The sequence below is a fragment of the Stenotrophomonas sp. SI-NJAU-1 genome, from assembly GCF_020883215.1.
GTDB lineage: Bacteria > Pseudomonadota > Gammaproteobacteria > Xanthomonadales > Xanthomonadaceae > Stenotrophomonas > Stenotrophomonas indicatrix.
The window spans coordinates 1,347,139-1,363,715 of record NZ_CP086598.1; the positions used below are offsets into that span (position 1 = coordinate 1,347,139).

At 66.9% G+C, this 16,577-nt stretch carries 13 protein-coding genes and 2 pseudogenes; 11 read left to right on the plus strand and 4 right to left on the minus strand.

The window, feature by feature from the left end:
- Positions 1-6: 6 nt before the first annotated feature.
- The 4 genes and pseudogenes from LMF57_RS06230 (at position 7) to ubiM (ending at position 2,869) form a co-directional block, all read left to right on the plus strand.
- Entirely contained in the window at positions 7-552 is a 546-nt protein-coding gene (locus LMF57_RS06230) for a DUF4019 domain-containing protein (RefSeq protein ID WP_229291102.1), read from the plus strand.
- Between the two features lie 60 nt (positions 553-612).
- Positions 613-1,011, plus strand: a complete 399-nt coding sequence (locus tag LMF57_RS06235; RefSeq protein WP_180831398.1) for an SMI1/KNR4 family protein — start codon at positions 613-615, stop codon at positions 1,009-1,011.
- 214 nt (positions 1,012-1,225) lie between these two features.
- On the plus strand, positions 1,226-1,615 hold the full coding sequence (locus LMF57_RS06240; RefSeq protein WP_180831397.1) for an MAPEG family protein: 390 nt from the start codon (positions 1,226-1,228) through the stop codon (positions 1,613-1,615).
- Between the two features lie 80 nt (positions 1,616-1,695).
- Positions 1,696-2,869, plus strand: a pseudogene (gene ubiM, locus LMF57_RS06245) (5-demethoxyubiquinol-8 5-hydroxylase UbiM).
- Between the two features lie 15 nt (positions 2,870-2,884).
- Here ubiM and LMF57_RS06250 read toward each other — a convergent pair.
- Entirely contained in the window at positions 2,885-3,106 is a 222-nt protein-coding gene (locus LMF57_RS06250) for an RNA-binding S4 domain-containing protein (RefSeq protein WP_025877723.1), read from the minus strand.
- A gap of 269 nt (positions 3,107-3,375) precedes the next feature.
- Here LMF57_RS06250 and LMF57_RS06255 point away from each other — a divergent pair, with 269 nt between their 5' ends.
- The 6 genes and pseudogenes from LMF57_RS06255 to LMF57_RS06280 form a co-directional block, all read left to right on the plus strand.
- Positions 3,376-5,304 (plus strand): DEAD/DEAH box helicase, encoded by a 1,929-nt coding sequence (locus LMF57_RS06255; protein ID WP_229291103.1) that lies wholly within the window; start codon positions 3,376-3,378, stop codon positions 5,302-5,304.
- 188 nt (positions 5,305-5,492) lie between these two features.
- A complete protein-coding gene (locus tag LMF57_RS06260) occupies positions 5,493-7,916 on the plus strand; it encodes an EAL domain-containing protein (protein ID WP_229291104.1) in 2,424 nt (807 codons plus the stop codon).
- 759 nt (positions 7,917-8,675) lie between these two features.
- On the plus strand, positions 8,676-10,340 hold the full coding sequence (locus LMF57_RS06265) for a GGDEF domain-containing protein (RefSeq protein ID WP_117309878.1): 1,665 nt from the start codon (positions 8,676-8,678) through the stop codon (positions 10,338-10,340).
- Between the two features lie 34 nt (positions 10,341-10,374).
- Positions 10,375-11,097: a pseudouridine synthase gene (locus LMF57_RS06270; protein ID WP_117309879.1), complete on the plus strand. Its 723-nt coding sequence runs from the start codon at positions 10,375-10,377 to the stop codon at positions 11,095-11,097.
- Positions 11,098-11,250: 153 nt separating this feature from the next.
- Positions 11,251-12,321, plus strand: coding sequence for a sensor domain-containing diguanylate cyclase (locus LMF57_RS06275; RefSeq protein ID WP_229291105.1), 1,071 nt, complete (start codon positions 11,251-11,253; stop codon positions 12,319-12,321).
- Positions 12,322-12,441: 120 nt separating this feature from the next.
- Positions 12,442-12,573, plus strand: a pseudogene (locus tag LMF57_RS06280) (AAA family ATPase); the annotation flags it as partial.
- 72 nt (positions 12,574-12,645) lie between these two features.
- Here LMF57_RS06280 and LMF57_RS06285 read toward each other — a convergent pair.
- From LMF57_RS06285 to LMF57_RS06295, 3 genes are read right to left on the minus strand one after another with little or no spacing between them, the layout of a single operon-like run.
- The gene (locus LMF57_RS06285; RefSeq protein WP_117311863.1) at positions 12,646-13,593 is read right to left on the minus strand and encodes a DMT family transporter; all 948 of its coding nucleotides are present in this window, start codon (positions 13,591-13,593) and stop codon (positions 12,646-12,648) included.
- Positions 13,594-13,640: 47 nt separating this feature from the next.
- The gene (locus LMF57_RS06290; protein ID WP_117309881.1) at positions 13,641-14,456 is read right to left on the minus strand and encodes a DUF72 domain-containing protein; all 816 of its coding nucleotides are present in this window, start codon (positions 14,454-14,456) and stop codon (positions 13,641-13,643) included.
- Entirely contained in the window at positions 14,453-14,896 is a 444-nt protein-coding gene (locus LMF57_RS06295) for a VOC family protein (RefSeq protein WP_033830702.1), read from the minus strand. Before LMF57_RS06295 ends, LMF57_RS06290 begins: the two co-directional genes overlap by 4 nt.
- Before the next feature lie 110 nt (positions 14,897-15,006).
- On the opposite strand from LMF57_RS06295, the gene LMF57_RS06300 reads away from it, so the two are divergent.
- Entirely contained in the window at positions 15,007-16,566 is a 1,560-nt protein-coding gene (locus LMF57_RS06300; protein ID WP_229291106.1) for a serine hydrolase, read from the plus strand.
- Positions 16,567-16,577 lie beyond the last annotated feature (11 nt).

The window sequence follows — 16,577 nt, forward strand, 5'->3', positions numbered from 1 at the left end:
GTGTCCATGAAGCGCGTGCTCCTGCTGCTGTCCCTGTTGCCCCTGGCTGCACTGGCGCAAACGCCGGCGCCGGCCACGCCCGCACCGGCCCCGGCTCGCCCCGCGCCGAGCGCACCGACGGCCGCGAAGCCGGCGACCGCTGCCACGCCGGTGCTGAGCCCGGCCCAGCAGGCGCAGGTGCAGAAACAGGACGCGGAAATGGGCAGTGCCGCATTGAAGGCCGCGCAACTGGTCGACGCCAATCGGGCCGGTGAGTTGTGGGACGGCGCCTCGGCGGTTGCCCGCCGCGCAGTGCCCAAGGCGGCCTTCGTCAGCCAGCTTGCGGCAGACCGCACGCGTCTTGGCGCGCTGGCCGGGCGTGGCCAGCCGACCATCACCCGCGTGAAATACGCTGCAGGTGCTGCCGTGCCCGAGGGCCTGTACATCAACGTCAGCTTCCCGACCCGTTTCGCCAACAGCGCGCAGCCGGTACGCGAGCTGGTGTCGTTCCGCTTCGACGAAGACCAGACCTGGCGCTTGGCCGGATACAGCCTGCGCGCGTCGACACCCTGAGGGTTGGTAGCAGATGACTTATTGGTGGAGCCACTTGCAGAAAGATCTGGAAAAACAGCTATGAAGTATCACCTGACAGAGGGGCGGCTTAATTGTCCGGCCGAAGCTTCGGCGGTTGATGGTCTGTCGACACCCTTGGGAGTGGCGCTTCCCGAGAGTTACATTGAATTCCTCAGGGCGCACGACGGTGGCGAAGGGTTCATTGGCGATAACTACGTCATTTTCTGGAAAGCAGAAGAGGTGGTCGATTTCAATCGTGAATATGAAGTCGAGACATATGCGCCCGGTATATTTTTGTTCGCTTCTAACGGCGGAGGGGAGGCTTATGGGTTTGACGCATTGGATGCAGAAATGCCGATAGTTCGTATTCCGTTTATAGGCATGGATCGTCAGCATGCCATCTCGGTAGCGAGCGACCTTCCCGATCTGTTTGCTCGATTGGCAGACGAAAATGATTGACCTGAATAAGTACTCACGTCCCAAGGGCATGGAGCTGTTCGAGATTAAGCCCGCTATCGTTGGTGGTGATCCGATCAGCCCTGAGAACAAAACCTGGTTGACGAGACAGCAGCACTTTGAGGCTGTGCGCTACTGGAATGAAGTTATAAGCAGCCTGCGCGTTAGGCCGAAGTAACAAGCGATCCTCCGATCAACTTTTCGCCGTGGATGAATGATGACAACCGAACTGACGATGCTGGCGTGGGCGATGCTGCTGGGTTTCGTCTACATCTTTGCCGCCTCCACCGTGGTCACCCGCGAGCGCGGGATGAAATGGAACGCCTCCGCACGTGACGACTCGTCCAAGCCGCTGAGTCCACTGGCTGGACGACTGCAGCGGGCGCAATCCAACTTCTTCGAGACCTTCCCGTTCTTCGCCGCCGCTGCGATTGCGGTGGTGCTGGCCGGGCGTGGCAGCGACACCACCGCGCTGGCGGCCCAGGTCTACTTCTGGGCACGCGTGGTCTACCTGCCGCTGTACGCAGCCGGCGTGCCCTATGTGCGCAGCCTGGTCTGGCTGGTGTCGATCGTGGCGATCCTGGCGATGGTGTTCGCGCTGCTGTGACGCGCAGCTGATCCAGATCAAGGCCGGTCAGGCACGCAGCGCTATGCTGGCCGCGACTGGATCAACGGCAGGAGGCGCGCATGCGCAGGATGGACGTGGTGGTGGTCGGCGCCGGACCGGCCGGGCTGTGCTTTGCGCGCGCGCTGGCCAGCACTGGCCTGCAGGTGGGGCTGGTCGAGGCACAGCCGCGCCAGGCCCTGGCCGAGGCGGCCTTCGACGGCCGCGAAATCGCCCTGACCCATGCCTCGCGGCAAAGCCTGGAACAGCTTGGCCTGTGGCAGCGCCTGCCCGAAGCCGAGGTTGCCGAACTGCGCGACGCGCGGGTGCTGAACGGAGCTTCGCCCTTCGCGCTGACCTTCGCCAGCAGCCAGGTCGATGGCCAGCCGTTGGGCTGGCTGGTGCCCAACCATCTGATCCGCCGCGCGGCCTGGCAGGCGGTGCAGGGCCAGGACGGGCTGGAACTGTTCGATGGCCGCAAGGTGCAGGCGGTACGCGCCGACAGCCAGGGCCACGTGGTGCGCCTGGACGATGGCAGCGCATGCGCGGCTGCTGGTATGTGCCGACAGTCGCTTCTCCGGCACCCGCCGCATGCTCGGCATCGGTGCGCAGATGCGTGACTTCGGCAAATCGATGCTGGTCTGCAGGATGCAGGTCGAGCGCGATCACCACCACACGGCGTGGGAGTGGTTCGGCTATGGCCGCACGATGGCGCTGCTGCCGCTCAACGAAGGACAGGCATCAGCGGTGATCACCCTGCCGCCGCGGCAGATCGAAGCGCTGCTGGCGATGGATGAGATCGCGTTCGGGGAGGCCATCAGCGGCTTCTTCGAACACCGCCTGGGACGCATGCAGCCGGTGGCCACGCCACAGGCCTATCCCCTGGTCGGGGTATATGCGCACCGCTTTGTCGGCGAACGTTCGGCACTGATCGGTGATGCCGCAGTGGGCATGCACCCGGTCACCGCACATGGTTTCAACCTGGGCCTGGCCAGCGCGCAGCGGCTGGCGCAGGGCATCGCCGAACAGCAGCGGCGTGGAGCGGACATCGCCGCAGCCGGCATGCTGGGCCGCTACCAGCGCGGGCATCGGCTGGCGGCGCGGCCGCTGTATGAAGCGACCAATGCGATTGCCAGCCTGTATACCGACGACCGTCGTCCGGCGCGCCTGTTGCGGGCGGCCGGGTTGCGGGTGGCGCAGGGGGTGGCGCCATTCCGGCAGTTGATTGCCGCCCACCTGACCCAGCGCGTGGCCTGACGGCCACGCGGTGACTTACGCGGCGGCCAGGACGCGGATCTGGCTGTCGTTGAACTCGACCACCTGGCCTGCGCGGATCTTGCAGGCCTTGCGCAGCTCGACCTCGCCATCGACCAGCACCAGGCCTTCGCTGATGACCATCTTGGCTTCGCCGCCGCTGGTGACCAGGTCGGCCAGCTTCAGCAACTGCTTGAGTTCGACGTAATCGCCGTCGAGGTCGAATTCGAGGATCTGCATGGAACGGGTTTCCTGAGGCAGGCGCTGCAGGACAGGGCCCGCGGCGGTAAAATGGGCGCCTATTGTGCGCCACGGCGGGCCGTAACGGCATGCCGTTGGCTTCCTGTACACCTTGTTCAGGCACAGTGCGGTATCATTCCGCTCTGAGCGAGTAAAACCTCAGCTCCAACCGAGCAGCGCCAGGGCACGCGATAAGAAGGGCGCCCAAAGCGCGGAATCCCCCTTTTTTTTCGCCTGCCATGCTCGTGGCAGTGCCTTCGGAGTTCCCCATGTCCCAAGAAACCCAAGCGCAGCTGCAGTTCGCGCAGCTCGGCCTGTCCGATTCTGTCATGCAGGCTGTCACTGCCATCGGCTACGAAACGCCGTCGCCAATCCAGGCTGCCACCATCCCGGCGATGCTGGAAGGCCGCGACGTGCTGGGCCAGGCCCAGACCGGTACCGGCAAGACCGCGGCCTTCGCGCTGCCGGTGCTGTCCAACATCGACCTGCAGCAGATCAAGCCGCAGGCCCTGGTGCTGGCCCCGACCCGCGAGCTGGCCATCCAGGTTGCCGAGGCGTTCCAGTCCTATTCCTCGAAGATCCCCGGCTTCCGCGTGCTGCCGGTGTACGGCGGCCAGCCGTACGGCCAGCAGCTGTCGGCCCTGCGCCGCGGCGTGCACATCGTGGTGGGTACCCCCGGCCGCGTCATCGACCATCTGAACCGCAGCACGCTGGACCTGTCCGAGCTGAAGACGCTGGTGCTGGACGAAGCCGATGAAATGCTGCGCATGGGCTTCATCGACGACGTCGAAGCGGTGCTGAAGAAGCTGCCGGAGAAGCGCCAGGTCGCGCTGTTCTCGGCCACCATGCCGCCGGCCATCCGCCGTATCGCGCAGACCTACCTGAAGGACCCGGTCGAAGTCACCATCGCCAACAAGACCACCACCTCGGCCAACATCCGCCAGCGTTACTGGTGGGTGAGCGGCATGCACAAGCTGGACGCGCTGACCCGCATCCTTGAAGTCGAGCCGTTCGACGCGATGATCGTCTTCGCGCGCACCAAGGCCGGCACCGAAGAGCTGGCCAGCAAGCTGCAGGCCCGTGGCCTGGCCGCTGCCGCCATCAACGGTGACATGCAGCAGGCGCAGCGTGAGCGCACCATCGCCATGCTGAAGGAAGGCAAGCTGGACATCCTGGTCGCCACCGACGTGGCCGCTCGTGGCCTGGACGTGGAACGCATCAGCCACGTGCTGAACTACGACATCCCGTACGACACCGAAAGCTACGTTCACCGCATCGGCCGTACCGGCCGTGCTGGCCGCAGCGGTGAAGCGATCCTGTTCGCCACCCCGCGCGAAAAGGGCATGCTGCGCCAGATCGAGCGTGCGACCCGCCAGCCGATCGAAGAAATGCAGCTGCCGAGCGTGGAAGCGGTCAACGACACCCGCATCAACAAGTTCACCTCGCGCATCACCGAGACGCTGGGCCAGGGCGGCCTGGACTTCTACCGCCAGCTGCTGGAGCGTTTCGAGTCCGAACAGAACGTGCCGGCCATCGAAGTGGCCGCCGCACTGGCGAAGATGATGCAGGGCGATACCCCGTTCCTGCTGCAGCCGCCGGTACGTGCACCGCGCGAAGAGCGTGCGCCGCGCGAGCGTTTCGAGCGCACTGAGCGCCCGGAACGTGGCGACCGCAACGAGCGCGGCCCGCGCTTCGAGCGTGGCCCGCGTCGTGACGATGCCGAGAGTGGCTTCGAGCAGCGCCCGCGCCGTGACGTGCCGCCGCGCGGTGCACCGGAGCAGGGCATGGAGACCTACCGCATTTCGGTCGGCCACCAGCATGGCGTGAAGCCGGCCAACATCGTCGGCGCCATCGCCAACGAAGCCGGCCTGGAAAGCCGCTTCATCGGTCGTATCGACATCCACGACGACTTCTCGCTGCTGGATCTGCCGGCACAGATGCCGTCGGACGTGCTGACCCACCTGCAGAAGGTATGGGTGTCCGGCCAGCAGCTGCAGATGCGCCCTTTGGCCGCCGGTGAAGAGGTCAATCCGGCGCCGCGTCCGTTCAAGCCGCGCTTCGACAAGCGTGGTCCGGGCGGTCCGGGTGGTCCGGGAGCTCCGCGTCGCAGCGGTCAGGGTGGCCCCGGCGGCGACCGCGACAGCCGTCCGCCGCGTCGTGATGGCTTCAACAAACCACGTGGCCCGCGCAGCTTCTAAGCCGCATTGATGCAAGTGAACAACGCCAGCCTCCGGGCTGGCGTTGTCTTTTGTGCAGCGTCAGGCATGCTCGACCCGACCTGCCGATCACCGGCCGGGTCCGGTTTCGCATGGCCCACACATCTGCGGTTCTAGGCTGGCGCGGTTCCGTAGGAGATTGTCACCGCAGCACATTCGGGGGATCCAGGATGGGTAGGAGTGGCATGGACCAGCAGCGCCGACGGGTACCGATGACCCGCGGGCTGGGACTGCGATTTGCGCTGTTGACGGGCATGGCGATCGGCTTGGTCGCGCTGTCGGCTGTGATCCAGGAGCTGCAGGCGGCATCGACCGCATGGATCGCAGGGCAGGGCTACTGGTCGCGGGGGCAGCAGGACGCCACCGCAGCGCTCAGCCGTTACCTGGCGCGTGGCCATCTGCAGGATCTGCAGGATGCCCAACGGGCACTGCAGGTTCCGTTGGGTGACCTGCAGGCCCGCAAGGCGCTGGAGCAACCCGAACCGGACGAGGCGACAGCCCGCGCCGGTTTTCTGCGTGGGGGCAATGCCCGCGCCGACATTCCGCGGCTGATCTTCTCGTTCCGCCATGCGCGCAACGTCGGGGCCTTCCGCGAAGCCACCTGGTTGTGGCGGCAGACCGACGCAAACCTGCTGGCCATGCAATCGCTGGCGGAGGAACTGCAGCGGCGCCATGGCTCCGGACCGCTGGACGGGGCAGCCGTGGATGACTACCTGCAGCGGCTGCGTGGCATCGACCACCAGCTGCGCGGGCAGGCGCAGGCGTTCTCGCAGGCACTGCTGCGCATGGCCCGCGCGGTGCGCATCGCGACCCTGGCCGTGGGCGGCCTGTCGGTCCTGCTGATCAGCCTGATGGCGGTGGCCCTGGCGCGCCGGGTCGGCAAGGACCTGACCGAGCATGAGAGCCGCTTCCGGGCTGCCTTCTACCAAGCCAACGTCGGCATGCTCAAGCTGGATGCCGGCGGCCGGGTGGTGGAGGCCAACCAGGCGATGGCCGACATTCTCGACCATCGTCGGGACGTGCTGCTGCAGATGTCGCTGGCCGAGCTGCTGATGGAGGGCGAGCTGGTGATTGATGAGAGTGGTCACATCGACTGGGAGCGCCAGCTGCGACCGGGCGAGCTGCGCTTCCGGCGCCGCGATGGCAGCCTGGTGTGGGGGCGCTGGAGTGGTACCGGCGTGCGCACTGCCAGCGGCCGCCTGTCGGTGTTCGCCATCGTCGAGGATGTCAGTCAGAACCATGCCCTGGCACGTGAGATAGAGCACCACGCCAGCCATGACCCCCTGACCGGCCTGATCAATCGTCGGGAGATCGAGCGCCTGCTGGAAAAATCGCTGCTGCAGGTCCGCTCCGACGGTGGAACCCATGCCCTGGGCTACATCAACCTGGACCACTTCAAGCTGGTCAACGACAGCTTCGGCCACGCGGCCGGCGACCAGATGCTGCGCAGTTTCGCCGAGTACTTGGTCGGCGCGGTGCGCGATGGCGACTGGGTCGGCCGCCTGGGGGCGGACGAGTTCGCGGTGTTCCTTGCCCGCGCCAACCAGGATGAAGCCAAGCGGGTGCTGCAGCGACTGATCCGCAACCTGGGCCAGGCCACGTTCCCGGTCAGCGAGGGCAGCCCCCAGTTGAGCTGCAGTGTCGGCGTGGTCGAAGTGACAGCCGAGGCGCCGGACGTGAACTGGTTGATGAGCGCGGCCGACAGCGCGTGCTATGCGGCCAAGCAGGCCGGTCGCAACCGCGTGCATTGCTTCAACGAAAACCGGCTGGCGCTGGAGGAGCGACGGCTGGAGGCTGAACGCCTGCAGGGCGTCAGTCGCGCCATGGCCGAGAACCGGATGCTTTTGTATGCGCAGCGCATCGCCAAGGTCGGCGATCCGTCCTACCTGCACTACGAGGTGCTGGTGCGCATGCGTGACAGTGACGGCGTGCTGCACCTGCCGGGCCAGTTCATGCCCGCGGTGGAGCGCTACGGCATGGCGGTGGTGTTGGACCGGCACGTGCTCGGCCTGCTGTTCCGCCACCTGCAGGTGTGCCCGGCGCACGTGCGGCAGCTGGGCCTGTGCAATGTGAATGTATCGGCCCAGTCGATCGCCGAGCCGGGATTCCTGGCCTTCGTCTGCGACCTGCTGGAGCGCAACCGCGCGCTGGCGTCCAAGCTCTGTTTCGAGATCACCGAAACGGCGGCCATCGGCAATCTAAGCCAGGCGCGTGCCTTCATCGACGCGGTCAAGGCGCGCGGCTGCCGGGTGGCGCTGGACGACTTCGGCTCGGGCCTGTCCTCGTTCGGTTATCTGCGGCAGCTGTCGGCGGACATGCTGAAGATCGATGGTGCGTTCGTGCGCGACATGGACACCGATCCGGTCAGCCGGGCCAGCGTGCGTGCGATCAGCGAGCTGGGCCGCGAACTGCAGATGGAGGTGGTGGCCGAGTGGGTGGAGACCACCGAAATTGCCGAGGCGCTTGCCGGGATGGGCGTGCAGGGGCTGCAGGGGTATGCCATCGAACGGCCGCAGCCGCTGGAACGGCTGACCCTGGCTGACCTGCGACCGATGCGGTTGGCCGGTACGCAGGGGCCATCGGCTGTCGGCTGAAGGTGCTGCGGCCGGGCTGCGCCCGGCACCCGCGGTAGTGCCGGCCGCTGGCCGGCAACCTCAGCGGCAACAGCAACAGCAACAGCAACAGCAACAGCAACAGCGGGGTTCCTGGGGGATGCGGGGTGGGTCCGGTTGCGGGGGACGCCGTAAACCCGTCCATGGGGGCTTGGCCGCGTCATCCATGCCGCGGACACCCCCGCAACCGGACCCACCCCGCCTTCGACAGGTTCACGCGGCTGTTGGTGGGTGTCGACCTTGGTCGACGCGTAGATCCACGCCATGCGTGGATGAAATCCAATCCATTCGATGATCTCGGAATCGGTAGGAACGTCCATCCACGCACGGCGTGGATCTACCAGATGGCGGGACACTGTCAGGGGTGGGGGGCGGTATGGGTAGGCAGGACCGTTGGCGCCATGGGCCCGAGGCATGCCCTCGGGCGGGTTGGGCAGGACGCCCAACCCCGGTCTTGCCGTGTGCGCAGGACGGCGCACACGAGCAAGGCGCCATCGAGCTCCATGGATGGGTTTACGGCGTGTCCTGCCTGCCCATACCTCCCCGCCCAGCTCGGTAGCCCGCTGCTGCTGTTGCTGTTGAGGTTGCCGGCCAGCGGCCGGCGCTACAGCGGGTGCCGGGCGGCAGCCCGGCCAATACCCCCGCCACTTTGGTCTACACATCGGTGGTGCATTCCGCTGCGATAATGCCGCCAGGGGCGACGCGCAGTGGGCGCGGACGTAAGCAGGAACAGGACGTGGCGTGGGCGGCAGGCAGGTGGGTTTGGAAACAGGGGCGGTGCTTGTCCTGCTGCTGGTGTGGTTGGCGTTGCCGTGGTTGGGCCATGCGCGCAGCGTCGACGCTGGCCGCGATTACCTTCTGGTCGGCACCGCGACAGCCGAGCCTACGCCCCATCGCGCGTGCACGCCGGAGATGCTGGCCGGGCCGCGCCAGCAGACACGGGTGGATGCACCGCCGGAAGGCTGGTCCGGGCAGCCGCAGGCGCTGGATGTCTTCAACATCTTTGCCGGCGAAGTGCGGCTGCAGCACGGTGATCGTGAGATCTGCGGCAACATGCAGGATGCGCGCACCCGCGATTCGCGCTTCCGTGCGGGCATCGGCATGGTGGCGGTTCCCGCTGCCGGCAGCCACGAACCCTTTCTGGTCTCCTGGCAGACGCCGCTGAAGGCGCGCTGGGTTCCGACATTGCAGCTGGGTGCGCCCAGCCCGGTGCAGCAGAACGACACCGCCAGGCTGCTGGTGCGCGCCGCATGCATTGCCGTGGCAATCGCGTTGGCGCTGTCGGCGCTGATGGCCTACCTGACCACCCGTGACCGCAGTTTCCTGATCTACATCGGCGCCACCTTGGTGCTGGTGCTGTGGCAGTCGATCCTTGGCGGTCTCAGCGGCTATCCCGAACCCTGGTTGCGCGTCGGCGGGCGCGGTGACGGGTGGCTGCTGGCGCTGACTGCGGCCACCCAGGCACTGGTGCTGCCGGCGCTGTGGCGCCTGAACGGCGGCGACCGCATGCTGCCACGTTCGCGCGTGGGCCAGCAGCTGGTGTTGTGGTCCCTGCTGGCGTTGGCGGCCCTGGTGCCGTGGTTGCAGCGCGATGGCCTGGGCGTCGTCGCACAGGTCCTGCAGGGGACGTTCGTCATCGGCTGTGCGCTGTCGTTGGCGATGGGCATCTGGGCCCGGTTGCGCGGCGATGTCTGGTCGCTGGCCGGATTGGCCGCACTGGTGCCGATGCTGGTGCTGATCGTGGCCGACGCCGCCAGTGCGCACTGGTTGATGGCGTACCGGGTGGAAGCCCTGCAGCTTGCAGTCACCTGGCTGCTGATGATGGCGGCCTACGCGCTCAACCTGCGCCTGGGCCGGCTGCGCCAGCAGCGCGATGAAATGCGCCAGCTCGCCGAGACCGACATGCTGACCGGCCTGCCCAACCGCCGCGCCGGCCTGCAGCAGCTGGCCCAGCATCTGCAGGGCGGCGACCGTGAGAGGGGGCCGCTGGTGATCGGCTTCCTCGATATCGATCTGTTCAAGGACATCAATGATCGCCATGGGCATGAGATCGGCGACCAGGTGCTGATGGCCGTGGCCCGCGCGCTTCGCGCCGCTGTCCGCAGCGAGGACCAGGTGGTGCGGATGGGCGGCGAGGAGTTCCTGCTGCTGTTGCCGGGCATGCCGCGTGAGGTTGCGGCCACCCGCCTGGAACGCCTGCGCCAGCGCATCACCGAGGCCTGCCGGGACCTGCAGGTGCCCGGTCTGGAGGTGACCGCGAGCATTGGCATGGCGCAGTGGCGGCCGGCGGATGATGATCTGGCCGCACTGCTGCGGCGCGCCGACCACGCCATGTACGTGGCCAAGCGCAGTGGCCGCAACCGGGTGTTCGATGGAGAAACCGAAGCGCCGTTGACCACGGCATGAGGCGGGAAGGGCGGTGATGCCGGATAATGGGGCGATGACCAGCCGACTCAACAAATACATCGCCGACACCGGCTTCTGCTCCCGACGCGAGGCCGATCGCCTGATCGCCGCCCGCCGGGTCACCGTCAATGGCCATGCCGCCGGCACCGGCGCGGTGGTCGGTGAGGACGACAAGGTGCTGGTCGACGGCCAGCCGTTGCGCGTGCGCACTGCCCGCAAGCCGGGCGCCCGCCGCCACGTGTACATCGCGCTGAACAAGCCGGTGGGCGTGACCTGCACCACAGAAAGCACGGTGAAGGGCAACATCGTCGACTTCGTCGGCCACGAACAGCGCATCTTCCCGATCGGCCGCCTGGACAAGGAATCCGAAGGCCTGATCCTGATGACCAGCAACGGCGACATCGTCAACCAGATCCTGCGTGCCGAGAACGGCCACCAGAAGGAATACCTGGTGGCGGTGAACAAGCCGGTCACCGACGAGTTCCTGCGCGCGATGGCCCGTGGCGTGCGCATCCATGACCAGATGACGCTGCCGTGCAGGACCTCGCGGATCGCCAAGTTCGGTTTCCGCATCATCCTGCAGCAGGGCCTGAACCGGCAGATCCGCCTGATGTCGGCCGAGTTCGGCTACCGCGTGACCCAGCTGCGCCGCGTGCGCATCGACAACATCAAGATCGGTGCACTGAAGCCGGGCCAGTGGCGCAACCTGACCGAGCAGGAGCTTCACGGCCTGTTGCCGCAGCAGCAGGACTGGTAAGCAACGGGTGGTAGTGCCGGCCGCCGGCCGGCAACTGCACGGTGCTGGCAATGAACATCAGGGAGCCGACCAACGGCCGGCACTACCGGTGTGTGCAGACTGCGCGGCTACATCCGCTAGACTTTGCGGCGACCTGCCGGAACGTGACGCTGCATGATCAAGCCCGACAAGCCCGCCAACGAAGCGCTGCGCCTGGAGGCGCTGTACCGCTACCGGATCCTCGATTCCGAGCGCGAACGCTCGTTCGATGACCTGGTGGCCATCGCCAAGGCGGTGTGTGGCACGACCATGGCGGCCGTGACCCTGATCGACGTCGAGCGCCAGTGGTTCAAGTCCATACAGGGCATCGATGCGGCCGAGAACCTGCGCAGCGAGTCGATGTGCGGCCATGCGATCCTGCGGCCGCAGGAAATCATGGTGGTGGAAGACGCGCTGCAGGATGTGCGCTTCCATGACAACCCTGTGGTGGTGGGGGATCCCCATGTACGCTTCTACGCTGGCGCGCCACTGGTCAGCAGCGATGGTCTGCCGCTGGGAACCCTCTGTGTGTTCGACGCGCGGCCACAGCAGCTGGCCACTGACAAGGCCGAAGCGCTGGCCGCGCTGTCGCGGCAGGTGATGGTGGTGATGGAGCTGCGCCGTTTCGCCCTGGATATCCAGCGGCACATGCTTGAGCGCGCCGATTACGAACGCCTGTTGTCGGAGTACCACGATGTGCTGCTGGCCCAGAATGCCGACCTGGCCGAACAGAGCCGTACCGACGCCTTGACCGGGCTGCCCAACCGGCGTGCGATGGCACTGGCGCTGGAGGAGGCGATGGTGACCGCCGACGTCAACCACCGGCCGACCTGCGTGGCCCTGCTGGACATCGACCATTTCAAGCACATCAATGATTTCCAGGGCCACGCGACCGGCGACCGGGTGCTGGCCGAACTGGGGGCACTGCTGCGCTCGCACTTCGCCGGCGGTGGCCTGGCCGCGCGCTATGGCGGCGAGGAATTCGTGGCACTGATGCCGGATGCGGACCTGCGCACTGCCGAACTGCAATGCGAGTTCCTGCGGGTGGCCGTGTCCAACCTGCCGCTGGGCTTCCCGGTCACCATCAGCATCGGTGTGGCGCAGCACCAGCCCGGTGAAACGTCTGACCAGACCCTTGCCCGTGCCGATGCCGCGCTGTACCGAGCCAAGGGCGCCGGCCGCAACCGGGTGGAAGTGGCGCCCTGACCGCCGGCGCGGCTTCAGTAGATCCACGCCATGCGTGGATGGCCCAGGCCCTGCCGTGCTGTCGCAGCCATTGCGATAGCCGTACTGCACCCTCAACGTCTCACCGCAAGGACGTCGACCATGCTGCAGACCCTGGCCATCGCCCATTACCGATCACTGCATGGGCTGGTGCTGCCGATGCAGCGGCTCAACGTGGTCACCGGCGACAACGGCAGTGGCAAATCCAGCCTGTACCGCGCGCTGCGCCTGCTGGATGCACCGGCCTGGCATTGGCCGCAGCGCTGAGACGGGTGCCGGGAAGATCCACGCAATGCGCGGACGCGCTCAATCGGCGATGTTGCGCGCTTCGGATGTTCCGAGGATTTCCGGATGCTGCACGCGCTTGCGGCGGTTGAGCAGCGGATGCAGGAACACGGCACCGACGATGATCGCCACGCCCAGATAGAACCACGGGGTGACTTCATGCTGCTCGCGCAGCAGCACCACGGCCAGCAACACGGCGTAGACCGGTTCCAGGTTGGTGACCAGTTGCACGGTGTAGGCGCTGAGATGGCGCAGCGCGACCAGGGCCAGGGCGAACGGCAGCAGCGTGCAGGCGCCGGCCAGTACCAGCAGCAGGATGCCGTCGTGCAGGTCGGGAACGATCCACAACGGGCTGGCCAGCGCCGGCAGCAGGTACGGCATCAACGGTGCCAGCAGGGTCAGGGTGAGCGTGCCCGCGCCAAGTTCCAGTGCGGTGACCGTCAGCGGATCGGCATGGCTGACCATGCGCTTGTTGAGCGAGCCGAACACCGCCACCAGCAGGGCCGAGAGCGCGCCGATCAGCACGCCCATGCGCATGCCGTCGGGCACGCCGCCCACCACCAGCGCCACACCGGGCAGCACCGCCAGGCCGAAGGCCAGTTCACGCAGCTGGAAGGGACGCTTGGCCACCCAGGGCTCGATGATCGAGGTGAACACCGGTGCCAGGGCGATGCAGGTGGCGGCAACCGAGGCATTGGCCAGCTTCACCGCGCCGTAGAAGGTCAGCCAATGCAGGGCCACCAGCGCGCCGATACCGGCATAGCCGGCGACCAGCCGCAGCGGCAACGTGCGCAACCCGCGCCAGACCCGCGGCAGCAACGCCAGCATCGCCACCACCAGCAGCATCCGCCACCACACCAGCGGCAGCGCCGGCAGGGTGATCAACTTGCCGAGGATGGCGGTGACGCCCCACAGCAGGACACAGAAGTGGATCTGCCAAAGCGCTTTGCGGGTGTCGGGTGTGCTCATCGGCGTATTGTGCGGCAAGGCCGCACGCAACGCCCACCTGCAGGCATTCAGTCGCCGTCGATGCGCCGCTGCAGTGCCATCGCCGCCGCCGGATTGCGCGCCTTGCCGGCACCGATGCACAACAGGTAGACCTCGCGCCGTGCGGCAGGAGCCGGTGCGGCCAGGCAGGGCAGGTCGTCCACCACCTCACCCCGGGCCCAGCGCCGCGCGCGATCGGCCCAGCGCTGCTGCATCGGCTGCGGAAGACCTTCGGCCAGTCGGGCCTGGCTGCGCTTGATCCGTGCATAGACGAAGCCGGCGGTGACATCGCCGTGCAGCGGTGCTTCGTCGCTGTCTTCGATCACCAAGGCCACGCCATGCCGGCGCGCCGCTTCCACCAGTTCCGGCCCATGGACGCTGGCGTTGCGCACCTCCAGCGCATGCTGCAACCCCGTTCCATCCAGCTGCCTGGGCAGCTCTGCCATGAAGGCATCCAGCGCTGCGGCATCGGCCGGGTGCTGCGGGTCGAACTGCCAGAGCAACGGGCCCAGCCGGTCGCCCAGCGCGACGGCCGCCTGCAGGAACGCGCTGGCCGCCTCGATCGTGGACGACAGGTTGCGACGCTGCACCAGATGACGCGGGGCCTTCATCGAGAACCGGAAGCCTTCCGGCGTCTGCGCTGCCCACTGCGCGCACTGGGCGGCTGTCGGGGTGCGGTAGAAGGTGCCGTTGATCTCGATGCAGCGCAACGCACGACTGGCATAGGCCAGTTCTTCGCGCTGGATCAGGCCGGGCGGATAGAAGGCGCCCCCACGCCATTGCGGGAACACCCAGCCGCCGATACCGCAGCGCACCGGCGCCGCAGACGCTTGCCGTGCCGTCATTGCGTGTGTTCCGCCCGCCACGGATCGTAACTGCCGAACCACCACAGGTAGCCTTCCGGGTCGGCGCAGGCATAGCCACGTCCACCGTAGGCCTGGTCGGCAATGTCGATGACGATGCGCGCACCGGCAGCCTTGGCCCGGGCATAGTGGGCGTCGACATCGGTGACGATCACGCAGGCACTCTGGGTCTGCCGGCCGCCGACTTCATCGGGCATCACCGCCAGCTTGGCCCATTCGCCGCTGTTGCTGGCAGATCCGAGCATGATCATGCCCTGGCCGAATACCAGCTGCGCGTGATGCACCGTATCGCCGTCGGCATGCACGGCCTGCGCGTGGAAACCGAACGCGCGCTGCAGCCAGTCGATGGCCGCCAGCGCATCGCGGTAACGCAGGCACGGAATGATGGTGGAGCCGTTGCTGCTCTGGCCGTTCGCACCCATGACACCCCTCCTATGGCACAGGGCAGGCTGCACCCGGGGCCGTTACCATCGCGCGAAACCCCGGTGACGGCCTGCACATGGCCGCTACCCCTGTTCGGAGATGGTGCTGGATGAAAACCTGGATCGGAGGAGCCGTGCTGCTTGCGTGCACGACCATGGCCAATGCGGCGACCCCGCAGCAGCTGCAGGACCTGGATGCGACCGTGGAGCGCGTGCGCGCGCAGTTCGACGTGCCCGGTATCGCCGTGGCCGTGGTCAAGGACGGGCAGGTGGTGCTGGAACGCGGCTGGGGCGTGCGTGAGCTGGGCAAGCCGGCGCCGGTCGAGGCCGATACCCTGTTCGCCATCGCCTCCAACACCAAGGCCTTCACCGCCACCTCGCTGAATCTGCTGGCCGAGGACGGCAAGCTGAAGATGGACGACAAGGTGATCGACCACCTGCCATCGTTCCGCATGTCCGATCCGTTCGTGACCGGGCAGATGACGATCCGCGACCTGCTTTCCCACCGCAGTGGCCTGAGCCTGGGCGCAGGCGACCTGCTGTTCTGGCCGACCACCTCCTACAGCAATGCCGAAGTCGTGCAGCGCCTCGGCCAGGTGCCGCTGAAGGGTGGTTTCCGCGAGCGCTATGCCTACGACAACATCCTGTATGCGGTCGCCCAGCAGGTGATCGAGCACGTTTCGGGAATGAGCTACCAGCAGTTCCTGCAGACACGCATCTTCGACAAGGTCGGCATGGCCGGCACGCGCTACAACGCCGATCACCTCAAGGCCGGCGACAAGGCTGCGGTCGGCCACGCCAAGTACGATTTCAAGGACCTGCGCACCGTTGCACCGTTGACCTGGTCGAACAATGCCGGTGCCGGCGGCATCTATTCCAGCGCCCACGACATGGCGCGCTGGATGCAGGTGCAGCTGGCCGAAGGCAAGCTGGCCGATGGCACTGCGCTGTTCACCGCCAAGAGCCAGCAGCAGATGTGGCAGATGATCACGCCGCAGACGATCCCGGCGCCGAGCGTGCCGGAGCTGGCACCGGCGCGGGCCAACTTCGCCGGCTATGGCGAGGGCTGGAGCCTGAGCGACTATCGCGGGCAGAAGCTGGTCTGGCACACCGGCGGCTGGCCGGGCATGGTTTCGCGGCTGACCCTGGTGCCGGGCGAGAAGCTGGGCGTGGTGGTGCTGACCAACCAGGAAGTGGGTGCGGCCTTCAATGCGATCACGCTGAGCGTGCTCGATGCCTACCTTGGCGGTGAAAAGCACGACTGGGTGGATGCCTATGCCAAGGGCGTGGCCAAGGGCCAGGACAAGGCCGACGAAGCGTGGGCCAGGCACCAGGCCGAGCGTGACAAGGGCAGCAGGCCGTCGTTGCCGCTGGCCGGGTATGCGGCCACCTACCGCGACCGCTGGTATGGCGACATGGTGGTGACGGCGGAAGGCAAGGGCCTGCGCCTGCGCTTTGCAAAGACCGCGCAGCTGAGCGGCCGCCTGGAGCACTGGCAGCACGACACCTTCATCGTGCGCTGGGACGACCGCTCGCTCAATGCCGATGCGTTCGTCAATTTCAGCCTGGACCCGGATGGAAAAGTGCGCGAGGTGCGCATGCAGCCGATCTCCGACCTGACCGATTTCAGCTTCGATTTCCAGGACCTGCTGTTCACGCCGGTGAAATGACGCCGCCGGGC

Bases quoted from the DNA above. Each gene is read 5' to 3' on its own strand.
- LMF57_RS06230 (WP_229291102.1), top strand. From the start codon at position 7: ATGAAGCGCGTGCTCCTGCTGCTGTCCCTGTTGCCCCTGGCTGCACTG.
- LMF57_RS06235 (WP_180831398.1), top strand. From the start codon at position 613: ATGAAGTATCACCTGACAGAGGGGCGGCTTAATTGTCCGGCCGAAGCT.
- LMF57_RS06240 (WP_180831397.1), top strand. From the start codon at position 1,226: ATGACAACCGAACTGACGATGCTGGCGTGGGCGATGCTGCTGGGTTTC.
- LMF57_RS06250 (WP_025877723.1), bottom strand. From the start codon at position 3,106: ATGCAGATCCTCGAATTCGACCTCGACGGCGATTACGTCGAACTCAAG.
- LMF57_RS06255 (WP_229291103.1), top strand. From the start codon at position 3,376: ATGTCCCAAGAAACCCAAGCGCAGCTGCAGTTCGCGCAGCTCGGCCTG.
- LMF57_RS06260 (WP_229291104.1), top strand. From the start codon at position 5,493: ATGGGTAGGAGTGGCATGGACCAGCAGCGCCGACGGGTACCGATGACC.
- LMF57_RS06270 (WP_117309879.1), top strand. From the start codon at position 10,375: ATGACCAGCCGACTCAACAAATACATCGCCGACACCGGCTTCTGCTCC.
- LMF57_RS06275 (WP_229291105.1), top strand. From the start codon at position 11,251: ATGATCAAGCCCGACAAGCCCGCCAACGAAGCGCTGCGCCTGGAGGCG.
- LMF57_RS06285 (WP_117311863.1), bottom strand. From the start codon at position 13,593: ATGAGCACACCCGACACCCGCAAAGCGCTTTGGCAGATCCACTTCTGT.
- LMF57_RS06290 (WP_117309881.1), bottom strand. From the start codon at position 14,456: ATGACGGCACGGCAAGCGTCTGCGGCGCCGGTGCGCTGCGGTATCGGC.
- LMF57_RS06295 (WP_033830702.1), bottom strand. From the start codon at position 14,896: ATGGGTGCGAACGGCCAGAGCAGCAACGGCTCCACCATCATTCCGTGC.
- LMF57_RS06300 (WP_229291106.1), top strand. From the start codon at position 15,007: ATGAAAACCTGGATCGGAGGAGCCGTGCTGCTTGCGTGCACGACCATG.